The sequence below is a fragment of the Methylomicrobium agile genome (genome assembly GCF_000733855.1).
Classification (GTDB): Bacteria; Pseudomonadota; Gammaproteobacteria; order Methylococcales; family Methylomonadaceae; genus Methylomicrobium; species Methylomicrobium agile.
In genome coordinates, this window is the sequence record NZ_JPOJ01000001.1 from 78,845 (window position 1) to 93,553 (window position 14,709).

8 protein-coding genes and 1 pseudogene are annotated in these 14,709 nt (G+C 52.8%); 2 read left to right on the forward strand and 7 right to left on the reverse strand.

What is annotated here, in order from left to right:
- Positions 1–71: 71 nt before the first annotated feature.
- The 6 genes from CC94_RS0100360 to CC94_RS0100385 all read right to left on the reverse strand — a co-directional run bounded on the left by CC94_RS0100360 (position 72) and on the right by CC94_RS0100385 (position 11,273).
- Positions 72–3,230, reverse strand: a complete 3,159-nt coding sequence (locus tag CC94_RS0100360) for an efflux RND transporter permease subunit (protein ID WP_031429441.1) — start codon at positions 3,228–3,230, stop codon at positions 72–74.
- On the reverse strand, positions 3,227–4,429 hold the full coding sequence (locus tag CC94_RS0100365; protein WP_084675271.1) for an efflux RND transporter periplasmic adaptor subunit: 1,203 nt from the start codon (positions 4,427–4,429) through the stop codon (positions 3,227–3,229). Before CC94_RS0100365 ends, CC94_RS0100360 begins: the two co-directional genes overlap by 4 nt.
- 158 nt (positions 4,430–4,587) lie before the next feature.
- A complete protein-coding gene (locus CC94_RS0100370) occupies positions 4,588–5,814 on the reverse strand; it encodes a PepSY-associated TM helix domain-containing protein (RefSeq protein ID WP_245619681.1) in 1,227 nt (408 codons plus the stop codon).
- A gap of 328 nt (positions 5,815–6,142) precedes the next feature.
- A complete protein-coding gene (locus CC94_RS0100375; RefSeq protein ID WP_031429447.1) occupies positions 6,143–7,096 on the reverse strand; it encodes a FecR family protein in 954 nt (317 codons plus the stop codon).
- A gap of 91 nt (positions 7,097–7,187) precedes the next feature.
- Positions 7,188–9,569, reverse strand: a complete 2,382-nt coding sequence (locus CC94_RS0100380; protein WP_031429448.1) for a penicillin acylase family protein — start codon at positions 9,567–9,569, stop codon at positions 7,188–7,190.
- A gap of 15 nt (positions 9,570–9,584) precedes the next feature.
- The gene (locus CC94_RS0100385; protein WP_031429450.1) at positions 9,585–11,273 is read right to left on the reverse strand and encodes a cyclic peptide export ABC transporter; all 1,689 of its coding nucleotides are present in this window, start codon (positions 11,271–11,273) and stop codon (positions 9,585–9,587) included.
- Positions 11,274–12,571: 1,298 nt separating this feature from the next.
- On the opposite strand from CC94_RS0100385, the gene CC94_RS0100390 reads away from it, so the two are divergent.
- Together CC94_RS0100390 and CC94_RS0100395 are read left to right on the forward strand one after the other, a co-directional pair.
- Positions 12,572–13,084 (forward strand): RNA polymerase sigma factor, encoded by a 513-nt coding sequence (locus CC94_RS0100390; RefSeq protein ID WP_031429451.1) that lies wholly within the window; start codon positions 12,572–12,574, stop codon positions 13,082–13,084.
- Positions 13,085–13,178: 94 nt separating this feature from the next.
- Entirely contained in the window at positions 13,179–13,397 is a 219-nt protein-coding gene (locus CC94_RS0100395; protein ID WP_031429453.1) for an MbtH family protein, read from the forward strand.
- A gap of 70 nt (positions 13,398–13,467) precedes the next feature.
- Here CC94_RS0100395 and CC94_RS21030 read toward each other — a convergent pair.
- Positions 13,468–14,652: pseudogene (locus CC94_RS21030) on the reverse strand (IS3 family transposase); the annotation flags it as partial.
- Between the last annotated feature and the right edge of the window lie 57 nt (positions 14,653–14,709).

A 14,709-nucleotide genomic window follows, 5' to 3' on the forward strand; every position in this document is an offset into this window, starting at 1 on the left:
CTCGGACGAACTATGCATGCGGCTTTCTCCTATATTTTTGTCGTATATTCGATCCCCTCATCATTCAGACTTCATGCGGATCGATATTTTTCCCTCGGCGAGTCTCCCAAAATCGCATAGCAAGCGGGAGTCAGAATCAGGCTGGCCGCCATGCCGATCAATAGGCCCGCCGATAACGACAAGGTCATCGGGATCAGAAATTGTGCCTGCGGACTGGTTTCCAGCAGGGTGGGTAGGAAACCGGCAAAATTAGTCAGAAAGGCCAACAAAATGGGTCGAAAACGCGAGGTACACGCTTCGGTAATCAAAACTTCGACGGGGCGCTCGTCACCATCGTGTTGACGGATGTAATCCAACAGCACCAGGCTATCGTTCACCACGACGCCGCTGGCCGCGATCATGCCCACCAGCGACTCCATCGATAGCGGCAAACCGGTTGCCCAGTGCGCCAGCACCGCACCGCTCCAGGCCACGGGAGCCGCGAGTAGAAAGATGACGGGTTTGCTGTAGGAACGAAACGGCACCGCGATCAGCGCATAAATGACTAACAGCGCAATGACGGTGTTTTTGCTGAACGCCGCCAACAACGCTTTTTGTTCCTGGCGTTGTTGGCCGATTTCGATGTTCAGCCCCGGAAACCGATTTTCCAATGCTTGAAAAACATCCTTTTCCAGCACGGCATAGAGTTCGTTGGCATCGGCCTGCGTCGGATCGACGCGCGCCTGGACTTTCAACACGCGCTGCCGGTCTTCCCGGTGAATACGGGAATACCCTTGAACCAGCTCGACATCGGCTAAATTGGACAAAGGCGCACTCATACCGTTCGGCAAGCGGATCGGCTGGTCTTTTAATTGATCCAGCGAACGCCGTTCGTTCAACGGGTAACGCACCATGACCTTGACTTCTTTTCGCCCGCGCATGAATCGATGCACTTCCTCGCCGTAATAACCCTGGCGAACTTGTTCGGCCAATAATTCCAAGCGCAATCCCAGCCGTTCCGCATCGGGTTTCAGCGTCAAATGGATTTCCGGTTTGCCGGGTTCCGCGGAATCGATGACATCGTATACGCCTGGAAAGGCCTTGATTTGCTGCTTGAGCTGTTCGACGGCCGGCCCCAAGATGTTCGATTGATCGGCTCCCAGCATCAATTCAATGTCGTAGGGCTCGTCGCCTTCCTTGAAAATGAAATCCACTTTACCGCGCCCGATATCGCCGATGCGTTGCCGCCAATCACGGATAAAATCTTCCACTTTGATGCGTTGCCGGCCTTCCGCCGACAATTCCAGCCAGATGCCTGCGCCATGTTCCCAAATAATGGTTTCGACTCCGACAATGACGCTGCGGTCATGGGCGTGAGCGGCGTTCACGCCCGCGCTTCGGCTTTGACTATCCTGGGGGACACCGTCCAATTCATCCCGCAACGCAAACAAAGCGTTTTCAACGCGGGTAGCCAGTGCTTGAGCTTCGCTATACGGCGCGCTCTGCGGCAGTTGAATCGATACCCAGAAACTGTCTTTGGTGACGTCGGGATTGATGGATTGCCGCACGCGGTCGCTTGCCACCAAACCTGCGCACACGATCAACAAGGCGGCAAACAAAGCGACCGTCAAATAACGCCAGTTCAGAACCGCATGCAGTAACGGCCGATAAACCGACTCGACAAAACGATCCAAGCCCCGATTGAGCCGTGCGCGCAAACGTTGCAAACGCGTCGTTTCAGTAGTCGACTCGGTAACTGCCACCAAATGCGAGGGCAATATCAATAAAGCTTCGACCAGGGAAAAAACCAAGGTCAGAATCATGATCAGACAAATCGGCCGCATCATCTGGCCTGCCCATCCCGGCAGATATAAACCGGGCAAAAACGCCACCAGCACAATCAATACCGACAACGTGACCGGTAACGCAACGGCCTTGACGCCGTTGATGGCTGCCTGCAAAGGCGTTTCGCCGCCCTCGACCTGCCGGCTATGCACGCTTTCGCCGATGATGATGGCATCATCGACCAAAACCCCCATCGCCAAAAGGAAGCCGAACAACGACAGCATATTCAACGAAATATCCAGCACCGGCATCAGCCAAAAAGCGCCGAGGACTGAAGTAAAAATACCGACACCGGCCCATAAGGCCACGCGCAAGCGCAGGAATAGCGTCAACACCAGACAGACCAGTAAAAAACCGCTCAAGCCGTCTTCCAACAACGTGCCGATCCGTTCGTCATACGCTTGCGAATCGTCCCACCAGGTAATCAAGCGCAAACCCTCAGGCAGACTGGCGCGTAAAGTTTCAACCGCGGCTTTGACTTGCCTGGCCACCGCGACACTGTCCTGTTCGGTGTGTATTTCCCAGCCTTGCGCGGTTTGCCCATTGTGCCGCCAGGTATACAGACGCTCTTCGAGCCCGTCCTTGATCGCAGCAATCTGATCCAGCCTCAGGCGATTTCCATCGGGCAACGTCTTGATCACCAAACTGCCGACGGCCTCGGCATCTTTGGCCCGGCTATGCACGCGTAATAACAATTCGCCATCCGGACTTTTGACCAAGCCTCCCGGCAACTCGACGGAAGCCTTGCGGATGGCCTGGGCGACATCGTCCAAGGTCAGCCGGTATTTGCGCAGTTGTTCATGCGCCACCTCGATACCGATTTCGTAAGCGATTTCACCGTAATTACGGACACGGCTGACCCCCGGAATGGCGGCCAGCTGCTGTTGAATCCGGTCGCCGAATTGCTGCAGCGTGAATGCATCGGTTTCGCCGTGCAGAGCCACCCAAATCACGCCGTCATCGCCTTTGCGATCGGCGGGCGACACGTCGATTTTTTCCAATTGTCTCGGCAAACGTTGAATCGACTGGACTCGCCCGCGCAACAGCGCCATCATCTGCTCCCGGTCGCGATCCGGCAGAATCTCGACGCCCAAGGTACAGGTGTCGCCGCGGATTTCCCCGTGCAGATGTTTGATGCCCGACAAGTCATGCACCGCTTCTTCGATCGGGACGCAGACGGATTCTTCGACTTCCGACGGGCCCGCGCCGGGAAAAATCGCCGTTACCTCGATCTGATGCGGACTGAAGCGCGGAAAGACTTCCTTGTCGACTTCAATCATGCCGAGAACCCCACCCGTGAGAATCAACAGCATCAGCAGATTGGCGGCCACGGGATTGCCGGCAAACCAGGCCAGCAAACCGGAAACCCGCTCATGCGCCTGCATTGGGGTGAGCGGTTTGTTCATGGCGTATTAGCCGCTTGAGGCTCGGTAATGACGACACGCATACCGGCCACCAGCATCGGCATTTCCGAAATCACCACCCGTTCGCCGGAAGCGAGGCCGGATTTGATAATCGCTCTATCCGCTTCGGTACGCAGCACTTCCACCTGGCGGAGCTCCAGGCGCTGTTCGTTGTCGACCAATCTGACTTGCTGCAGCGTATTTAAGGCGGTGCGCGGTAACGCAAATACCTTGTCGCGCGTCGCGCCTTCAATCTCGGCCTGGACGAATAAGCCGCTGAGCAGCGGAACACGGCCCGCCGCGCTTTGATCGGGCCGGTCGACCTGTGCGATTAAAAATAATTGGCCGCTGCTCTTGTCCAGGGCTGCTTCACTGCGCACGATGCGGCCCGGCCAATGCTGTAACCGGCCCCCGATTTCCGCATGGAGCACCACGTTCGGCCAGCGGCTTTTGGTTGTTTTATTCCCCTGGGGCAAATCCAGAAACGCCAGCTGATCGATGCCGATGGGCAAACGGATTTCGGCGACGTCGTTGGCAAAAATACGGGCAATCACGCTGCCCGCCGGCAAGAATTGGCCACGCCCGACTTGTTTGCTCAACACGCGCCCGGCAAAAGGAGCGCGCACCTCGCAACGGCTGCGGTCCAGTTTTGCTTTGGCCAAATCCGCTTCGGCCGCCTGCAGTTTTGCTTCGGCTTCGGCTAATTGGGGTTTATGCAATGCCAAATCGCTGGCTTCGCCTTGGCCCAGCGCCTGCCATTCGCTCTCGGCTTGTTCGACTTGCGCACGTTCGTTGGTCAATACACGCCTGGCTTCGGCTATTTTGGCTTGGGCCGTGACGATGGCGTAATCGTAATCGCGCGGATCGATCATCAATAAAACGTCGTCGATGTCGAAAAAACCGCCGGAGACCAACGCCGGATGCACCTGCAATACTTTACCACCCACTTCGGCGATCAAATCGATCTCCTCGCGCGGCGCCACCACGCCTTGCGATATCACATTCAGCTTCAGCGTTTGCGGTTCCGCGCGAACGATTTGCACAGTCGGCACGACAGGCTCTGCCGCTTTGGGCAGCGTGCTGGGGCGCAATTCGATCATTGCCCATGACGCCCCCACGGCCGTCAGCAACACCGCAGCCGGTAAAAGTGTTTTTATAAAGCGTTGTTTATCGTTCAAACGGCACCGCCTCATGCCAGACATAAACTGATTCGGTTATTAAGGACATGGCAAAAAACAGCTATTTTCAGTTGTAGGGTACGCTGTGCGTACCTTTTCACCCTCCAATGGTACGCACAGCGTACCCTACAGCTACTGAAGGCTCTTTACCGGATTCATACAGGATAATCGTGGAATCGACATCAACGGCGCTTCTTTAACCAGATTACGACGCCTGTCGCGGACAACATCACAATGACCAAGCCCAATACGCAAACGAACAGCCTGTACGGCAAGCCGAAAACGTTAGCCATGTGCAAGGCCGTTAACCAGGAGGTCACGGTATTACCGTTATATTGGCCGGCAGGCAGCAGCAACATTTTTTGCTGTCCGCTATTGGCATCGATTACAACGCGCGTTTGACCTTCATGATCCTGAATATCCAGGCTGCTGCGGACACAATAGACGTAGAATCCTTTGGCGCGATTGATCCAAATTGCCACGGGCGCTTCGATTTGGAAACCGTGTTCGGCCGCGGCACGGGTCATGGCTTGATGACCCAAGCGATACGCCTCGCGTAAATCGATTGCCGGATGAATCAAGGGTTCAGGTAAATCTTCGATATCGGCCCAGGGCTGATGATAGTCGCTGACGGATTGCATTACTTTCTGATAAACCGTATCGCCCAGATTCATGTAGACGCTTGACCAGGCGAACACCAATAAAGCCAACCATACCCACAATCCGCCGGCCCGGTGTAAATCGTAGTTGATTCGAAAAGGAGAACCGCGCCATTTGATCAGCCAGGCGCGACGCCAGCGCTGCCAAAACGGCGAAACGGCCGATTGATTGCGTTGACCGGCAAATACCTTGGCCGGCAAGGTTAAGTAGAAACCGACGAAACAGTCGATAGTCCAGATCAAGGCGGTGATGCCTAAAATCCACATGCCGACATCGTCCAACGCCAGGTTGAAATGCAGCTTGTAGATAAAAGGCATGAGATTGGTCATGCCCTCGGAAATAACGCCCCAACGGCGCCGGCCCAATTCGGCGCCGGTATAAGGATCAAAGATCAGTTGATCGTAATTCAACTCGAACGATCGATCCGTTTGCTCATTTTGACGTGGAGATACCGAAAATTGTACCGCCGCAGAATTCATCCATAACGATTGCACACTCGCCTGCGGCGCGATGAGCCTCTCGGCACTTTCAATGAGCGTATCGAAATCGAGCGGCCTACGGCCATGCGCTTCAACATATAGATGGGGATTGATGGCGCCGTCCAGCTCTTTGTAAAACGCCAGTAAACTGCCGGTCAGTCCTACAACGACTAAGAAAAGGGTCATCCCTAAACCGGTATAGCGATGAACCCGCACCCAAAATGGGCGGATTTTCATAAAAACTCCAAAATCTTCATCTTTTAATAACATAGACAAGTATTAAAAGAAGACGATTTAGTCGCGAAAATACCGCACTAAGCGCTTAGGATTTGGATTTTGTCGATCATGGCTTTCCCCGCTCGTTCCCCCGCCTAGCGCTTATCGTATACCCCTTTGCCAACCTGAGTTACATTCCGAAGAGCACAAACTGCCGTAGGGTACGCTGTGCGTACCATTATTGGAAGGTGAAAAGGTACGCACAGCGTACCCTACAACTGAATCTACAATAAACCTGCCCTGTTACAGCCATTTTCGTCCTTCGCCCCGGAAAACCCGGCGAAGAACGGGCTTCCTCCCTGGCCGGCCTCGTGTTCATGGCCTAGCCGATAATAACGACCCAGTCGGTTACATAGGTCATCTTGATGCCCATGGTTCTTTGCAACACTTTCAGCATATCGTGGGACTCTCTGATGCTGAGGCGACCGTTGATTTTCAGTTGCCGTAATGAAGCATCTTTAAAGAAAACCATTCCCGGACGATACCGATTGATGGCCTCAACCAATGCCTCTAGCGTTTCATTTTCGTACACCAAAAACCCGTTAATCCATGACGTGGAGAGTTTCGAATCCAATTTTCTCGGATGCCCCAATGAGGCCTCGTAAACGGTGACCGCCTCATCCTCGCCTAAAACGACAGGATCTTTCCAAATTTGACTATCGGATACTTCGACACGGCCGGAAAGCACCTTAATCTCGTCACTTTCTTTGCGATGATTGACAAAGAACCGCGTGCCCAATACGCGCGTCGTCGAATGATCCGCGCGAACCAAAAACGGGCGGCTGGGGTCGGGCTTAACATCGAAAAAAACTTCTCCCTTGAATAGCTCGACGGAACGCTTGCCGTCTTTCATATTGACGGCAATGGCACTGTCCGTGTTCAGCATCGCGGTGGACCCATCCTCTAATAGAACGGTTTTACGCTCCCCCATTGCCGACGTATAGTCCGCTCTCAATAGAATCCGCATTCGGCCGGCAAGCGGCACAGCGAGTACCAAACAAGCGGCAATGGCCAATGCTATTTTCGGATTGAGGTAACGCTTTTTAGGCGGTTTGGGAGCAATGCGATGTAATTTTGCATTGATTCTCAGGCTGTTCAACAATGCAGTATCGCCCCACATGGCGCAAACTTCATCAAACGCACGACGGTGATCAGGGGCTTGTTCAAGCCACCGATCGAAAGACTTCCTATCTTCGTTACTTACGTTATCAGCCCGCAAACGGATAAACCACGCCACAGCCTGTTCGTCTATATTGTCATTCAGATCGGATTCCAAAATACTCTACTACTTGACCTAATTTAAAAAACAACGGGTTATTCTATCGAAGTCTGAGTTCGTTAGCTCATGTTATCTTTACCCGGTCCGGTTATTCCGGACTCAACACCAGTCTATGCCGGGACTTGCCGGTCAACAAAGACATGGGCAATCCCTCTACCCAAAAAGCCTGTTGATCCTTGTAATGGCTTGAGAGCGGATGCCCGGATTGTCCGCCCGGCATATGTAAAATGCCTTCCGATAAATGATTCGGGGATACGACCAATCGCTCGCTCGCCCCGAAATCGGCACCTGTTACTCGCACACAAAACCCGCCGCATCCCGCCAGCGGCTGATGAGGCATATCCAAGGCGGGGGAAAGCAAAGGCAGCGCTTTGGAGAAAGGGTGAGCGTGATCGGCGATGTTCTGCTTGCCCCACGTCAGACCAGCCAGGCCGACATCGGGATGACGAGACATCACCGCGGCCGCGCCGGTTTCCAATTGCGCCAAAATAAATTGCTCCCACGTCTTATGATGCGCGGCATCCGGCAACAATAGCGCCGGTTTTTCGTTTAACAAAGTTTGTAAGGGGGTATCGACATAATTCCAGTGATACGCAAAATTTTTGTCGGCTTGCCTGCAGGCATTTAAGAATGGCGTGAAAACCGAATCAATCAGTTGCTTGCGGAATTCCACCAATACCGGCAATCCCAAACTTGCAATATCGGCCCTGCCGTTCCAACTTGTCAAATAATCCCGTAGCGCGGTTAATTCGGGCTTTTGCGCTAAAACGTCCGGTGACAAGGCTTTTAATGCAAGCTGCTGGTAATAGTCATAAAATTCGGTTTGCGTATCTTGCTGAAGAGTGAACAACGACCATTCGCTATGGGTCGCCGCTTGCTTGAGCCGTTGCTTGATTCGGTACGCCCGGTAGCCGTTAGCGTATTGATGGCCAATGACATACGGAAAATCGGCCGCAAATCGCCGATCATTGGCGGATACCAAAAAACCTTCGGCAGGATCGATGGACTGGGGCATTTCATCGGGTTGGATATAGCCTTGCCATCCTGTTTTGCCATCGGCCCACGAACGGCTGATTGCCCCGTCTCCGCCAAAACGCCGGGGAATCTTGCCGGTCAATGTCCAGGCAATATGCCCATGTTCATCCGCCAATAACACGTTTAATTGCGGTCCGCCTGCACGCTTTACAATAGCCAAAGACGCTTCCAGGGTTTTACTCTCTTCCAAATCCATAATGCCGACATTAACCGCATCCGCATCCAAAGCCACCCAATGAATGGCAACCGGCTGCGCCAATAACGGTTGCTCCGCGACCGGCCCCCATTGCGTTTCTCTCACCGTCAATGCCTTGGGCTCCGAGCCTTTGATAGGGATCGTTTCATGCCGTTCGTCGAAATTTTGCCAACGATCGCCGATCCGGTATTGCTGAGCGTTGCCGGGATTGATTTCGAGTTTGACCAAATCCAGAAAGTCGCCGCCGAGGTTGGTTATCCCCCAGGCAATATGCCGGTTACTGCCCGAAATAAGAAAGGGAGTGCCCGGCAAATTCAGGCCGGCTGCCCGCACCTCGGGATATTGAAGTTCAACGCGGTACCAAATGTTGGGGACGCTAATCCCCAAATGCATATCATTCGCCAGTATCGCGCGGCCGTCGCTTGTTTTGCCGCCGCTCACCGCCCAGGCATTGGAGCCGGCCAGGGTTTCCTCCGGAGCCTTGGCCAGGCTTTTCGAATCAGATGTACCGCCTGCCAGCAAGGTTTGCATAGCGGATATAGGGATGCCTTGCGGGGGCCTAAGGGATTGGGTGAACATCATCAAATCGTCGGTAAACCGGTCGCTGTCCGGCGTCAAAAACGCCAGTACTTCGGGCGGCAGGGTCCGCTCCATGATGCTGAGCATCCGCTCGCTGCGCTCAACCCAGGCCGTCAAGTTTTCAAACATCCCCAACACGACCAGCAGGCAATCTTCAGCCAGCCAAGGCTCAGGCCGGTAGCCGAGTACTTTAAACTCAAAGGGTAAAGCAGGATTTTGCCGGAGATAACTGTTGACGCCCTCCGCATAAGCTTCTAAATATTGGCGATGTATTGCCGGCTGCTTGGACAACATTTGCCGCGCTTTGACATTAAAGCCGTAGATTCTTGACTGTATGTCGCTTTTTAGCGCCATTTCGCCGAATATCTCCGCCAATCGCCCGGCGCTCTTGCGCCGCATCAAATCCATTTGAAACAAACGATCGCGGGCCGTCACATAACCCAGTACGCGCGCCGCATCGATGCGGTTATTGGCATTGATGAGCGGAATGCCGTGAGCATCCGTGTCCACGCTGACCGACGAAGACAGACCGGCCAATTTGAATTCACCGTTTAGAATGGGCAGCGATTGCAGCCACCCGCGATAGCCCAATCCGCCTGCGACAACGAGTAATCCAATCGAGCCAAGCCCAATACGTAGCCATTTTTTCGGTTTAACCATTGCCGTCTACCTGCATCACGAGATCGAAGTTTCCGTTTGAGCCGGACGCGGCCGTTCAGCGTTTACCGCGACGTGCCCGGCGTATCCTTGAGGATATTCAATTGCAGCGATATTGCCTTCGTCGAGCTTGATGCATCGATCGGCCAGATAGAAATACTTTTCATCGTGCGTGATCGCCAGAACCGTTTTGCCGCGCGCCTTCAGTGCCGGCAACAACTCGGTATAGAACAAATGTTTAAATTCCGGGTCTTGATCGGCAGCCCATTCGTCAAACACATAGAAGGGCCGGTCCTCTAAATAAGCCACCAATAATGCCAGACGCTTACGTTGCCCTTGGGACAGGCTCACCGAAGAAAACCGGCCATCGATGATTTCTACCTTATGATTGAGATGTAAACGCTGTAAATAATCATCCACGGCGCCTCGATGCTGTTCCGCGTCAACGCCGTACAACTCGTCAAATAGATAAAAGTCGGAGAAAATCACCGAAAAGTTCTGCATATAAGCATCCCGGTTGCCCCCATCGACAGGGCAACCGTTCCATGAAATCCTGCCGCTTGCGGGATGGTACAGGCCGATCGACAGCATGGCCAATGTCGTCTTGCCACTGCCGTTGCCGCCTACCAGAAAAACGAGCTCGCCGGGATGAAACTCAAGATTTATCGGCCCCAATGTGAAATTCCGGTTTTCCTTTTCCCGGTGAAAGCTATGGGTAACGCCGGTAAGCGTCAATGAGGTAAAGCTTTTCTGTAGTACCGCAAATCCGGCCGGACGTTCGTCAAGGCTTCGTTCAACAAGCTTCTCGTCGAGCTGCAAAATCCTATCCAGCGAAACTTTCGCGCGGCTGAAAGCCGGTAAGCTGTTCGTCACGATGGTGAGAGGGGACATCATGAATAAAAACACTAAAACATAACCGCTGATGATTTCTTGATTCAGCGTTTGCCAAAGGGGGAAGGCATACAAAATCGCGCCGATGGTCAGATAATAGAGTAATTGAACCCATTGGTTCAGCCACAAGTAAGCGGCAGCCGCGCGAAAAGAATGCCGCCGATAGGCTTCGGCGCTGTTGGAAAGCGATTGGGAAACAAACGCTTCACTTCTCCGGCGATGAAGTTTCAATTCGCGAACGCCTTCGGTCAACGCAGTAAAACCTCTGCCAAGCACATCATATTCGCCGCGTGCGATTCGGACGGATCTGAGGGGTATCTCTTTGAAAAAATTGAAAGTCGTCACGCCAAACAAAATGATGCCGGCAAGCACGAGAGCCAATTGCCAGGACAGCCAACTCAAATAAGCCATGCAGCCAACCAGAATCGCAAAGTTGATGCAGAGCACCGGAAAAAGCTCGCTGGCGCTTGCTATCGCGGTGACATCTTCAGTCAGATGGCTGAGCAGCGCCGATTTCCCCATCTTTTGCAAATCTGGATACGGCGCACTCAAAATCAGCCGGCTGATACGCAGCCGCAGATCCCGGACCAATTGCGTGCTGAATCGATTCAACAAATAAAGAGATGCCGTTCGACTGACCAATACAGTCAATGCCAATCCGGCAAACCACCCAATGGCGTATGGGATATTCATTTGGCCAACCAGACGGGTATTGATAAATGCAATCAATGCCGCATTACTCAGGCCGCTGATAACACCCGTCAGCAACACCCCCGCAATAGTGATCCATGATGAGCGCCATAAAAATAGCAGCATAGTGACTCCGTCATATAGCTAAACCAGTTGATAAGCAGTAATCGTTGTAGACAAAAACACCGCCCTCATAGCAATGTCGTTAACTTAAGGATTTGGGCGGAAATAACTTCCCGGTTTCAACCGATTCGCATTGCGTCGCTTTTTAGCGCGTACGCGTTCAGTCTCCCGCTTTGAAAAAGACGACTGCATGGGCAGAGATTTGCTCCTCGACAACCGCTCCTTGCGTTGTCCTCGATCGCGTGTTCCCGACGCGATCTACCTCGCCCTTCCTTGGGCTCGTACCTCCTGCATCCATGCAGTCGTGCAATCTCTGCATTCACGCCATCCCTGGCGTTCATGCAGGAGGTACGACCCCACGGATGGGGAAGGTAGATCGCGTCGGGAACAAGCGATCGAGAGTAACGCAGGAAGCAGTTACCGAGGGGTTAGGGGAGATTTTTTAATAAATCCCCCTCTATCCCCCCTTTTCAAAGGGGGAAGCGAACGTTTACTTCAGCTTATCTGGAGCCTACCGATTTCGGGAAATTATTTGGAGCCAAATCCTAAGTATTGTAGGAGCGACGTCCTCGTCGCGATTCGAGTGCCTGCAATCGCGACGAAGGCATCTTCCCACTGATAAGCCGTACATTCCCCCCTTATTCCGCGCCAGGCACCGGCTTAACTTAACGACATTGCTCCTCATAGTGATTGCGCCGAACTACCCAGTATTTTTGCATTATCGAAAACGAACGTTCAGTTTAAAGAGGGAACGGGAGGTTCCGACCACTCTTTATGATTGCGGCACCTAAGGAGACAAACCCGAACATGCATTCATGATTAAGTTTGACATTCATGTCACATAGAAGACGCTTTGAATGCACAATAACCTCAGCATATTCGTTGGCCGCACCCGCGCGTTGAAAGTCTACCTTTTTTAATTCGGCAGAGTACCCGATGCCATCGGAATAACAACGACTTTTATGCAATTCAAACCCAGAAGGGCAAGTCAATCACGACAATTAAACTGTGTCATATGGCGCACTCCGATATGGCATTACACCTGTTCGACATCCAGATCTCTCGCCAATGAGAATACAACTCATTGATATTAAAAAATATTAATAATTGGCTTGGTTTTTGCATTATCAATCATTGATTTAACCTTGATGCAAAGCCTCTGTTTGAACGATACCCGTTTTTACCCCTGTAAAATTATGAAATTTGCATACCACTGGCCACACAATCCAGCCCTATAGCACTTTGCAACCCATGTCAATGCAGCCGACCAAGCCAGCATAACAATCATTAGGAAATTGAGCATGAATTTTGACTCTGTGTACATCAATCATCGATCTGAACTACAACTTCATTTATCACGTATTGTTGATTGCCCGGATACCGCCGCAGAACTCGTGCAAGAATGCTTCATTATATTTTCCAGGGAAGCTCGCAAGCAGATCATCGAACACCCCCGAGGCTTCCTATTTCAAACAGCTAAAAACCTGGCTTATGACCATATCAAACACCGCAAAGTCATTGAGAAACATCTAAATAACGCCGACCCCACTTTGACCGTCTCGGATGAACTGCCTTCGGCCGAGCACCTGGCAATCGTCAATGAAAAACTTTCGATTTTTTCCAATATTGTTGATGGCCTACCTGAACGAGCCAGGGAAGCATTTATTTTGAATCGTGTTTACGGCATGACCTATGCCGAAATTGCCATTGAGATGAATATTACTGACAGCGCTGTTGAAAAGCTTCTCGCTCGGGCGCTATTGCATTGCCGCAAACGATTTAAAATACATCAGGCCGATTTCAGCAACGACTGAGGACAAAGACGGCTCAGGTCGTCTTCCGGATTGAAGACTTTAACTGGCGAAGCAATCCGCTTCGCTTCTTTTGCACCCGCCCCCGGAGAAAAAGATGAGTTGGGATGAGGAAGACACTACGATTTATCAGGTCGTCGTAAATGACGAAGAGCAATATTCCATTTGGCCGGACTATAAGGAAATTCCCGGCGGTTGGCGGGCCGTAGGCCTAAAAGGTCTCAAACAGGAATGCTTGGACTATATCAAAGAAGTCTGGACAGACATGCGCCCGCTGAGCTTACGGCTGCACATGCAGCAGGCCGGATCGAATTAATATTTTCAAGGGAACCGCTAAAAATTCGAGGTAGCGGTAAAGAAATGGACTGAGGCATTGTTCAACGAATTCAACCGCCAATTGGACCTGTCGGGCTTAATCGCCCGTAAAGGTCAACGGTAGTGGTCAGACACAACGGTAGGTGTGATGCGGCCATTTCCCGTTCAAAGGCATTGGGAGGCCGATAGCCCAATGTGGAACAAGCGTTGGCTGTTATAGAAGCCCACGATATGGTCGGTCACATCGTGAATGGCTTCCGAGTGATTGGCATAGTCCTGTCGCCAAACCCGTTCCATTTTGAGATTCAGAAAGAACCGCTCCATCGGCATTATCCCACAATTGCCCTGACGGCTCATGCTGCCGATCAAGCCATGGCGGTCGAGTAAGTTCCTATAGTCCTGGCTGGCATACTGGCTGCCGCGGTCGGAATGGACGATCAGGCCGGGTGGCGGCCGGCGTTGGCAAATGGCCATTTGCAAGGCCGCGCACCCCGGCTCGGCCGGCATGGAAGGCGCCATCGCCCAGCCGACGACCTTGCGCGAGTACAAGTCCAGCACGGCGGCCAAGTAGAGCCAGCCGCTCCCCGTGCGGATATAGGTGATATCCGACACCCACGCTCGATTGGCCGCGGACGGGGTGAACTGGCGATCCAGCACGTTCTCAAACACCGGCAGGTTATGTTGGCTGTCGGTGGTATGCACGAACTTGCGTTTCCATACCGGCTTGAGCTGATAATCCCGCATCAGGCGACGTACCCGATAACGACCCATCCGCATGCCACGATCCCTCAGTGCCCGGCAGAGCCGTCGGCTGCCATAACTCCCCCCGGCGGCGAAGGCGCTTTTTAGATGGACTGCCATCGCGCAAACCGTCACGGGACGTTGGCTCCTTTGCTTGGCGGTATAGTAGCCTGAACGGCTGACGGCTAAAACCCGGCAACTGTGCCGCACAGGGATGGCCTTCTGTTGCAACTGCTGAATCCACGGAGGCTTTTTTTAAGATATCGTTATCCATCCGTAATTGGCGCACTTCGGCTTCCCGTTGACGAATCCGCTGTTGCTCTGCTGTCAGCGGCTTTCCTGGACCGGGCTGTGGCTTGCTCGGATTCGAACTGCTTTACCCTGCGCCGGACCGCGGTTTCACCGCGGTTCATATCCTCACAGACCTGGCTGACGCTCAGCCCCTGGTCTTTGATCATCCGCACCCCTTGCCATTTGCAACCGCTGTCGAATACCCGACGTTTTTTATCATGGTCTTGTTTCCGTGTTTTTGGTTGATAGCGTTTATCAACCTATCGGCGTGTCTGTTTTTA

Coding starts and splice junctions, on each gene's coding strand:
- CC94_RS0100380 (WP_031429448.1), bottom strand. CDS start 9,569: ATGGTTAAACCGAAAAAATGGCTACGTATTGGGCTTGGCTCGATTGGA.
- CC94_RS0100390 (WP_031429451.1), top strand. CDS start 12,572: ATGAATTTTGACTCTGTGTACATCAATCATCGATCTGAACTACAACTT.
- CC94_RS0100385 (WP_031429450.1), bottom strand. CDS start 11,273: ATGCTGCTATTTTTATGGCGCTCATCATGGATCACTATTGCGGGGGTG.
- CC94_RS0100365 (WP_084675271.1), bottom strand. CDS start 4,429: ATGTCTGGCATGAGGCGGTGCCGTTTGAACGATAAACAACGCTTTATA.
- CC94_RS0100370 (WP_245619681.1), bottom strand. CDS start 5,814: ATGTTATTAAAAGATGAAGATTTTGGAGTTTTTATGAAAATCCGCCCA.
- CC94_RS0100395 (WP_031429453.1), top strand. CDS start 13,179: ATGAGTTGGGATGAGGAAGACACTACGATTTATCAGGTCGTCGTAAAT.
- CC94_RS0100360 (WP_031429441.1), bottom strand. CDS start 3,230: ATGAACAAACCGCTCACCCCAATGCAGGCGCATGAGCGGGTTTCCGGT.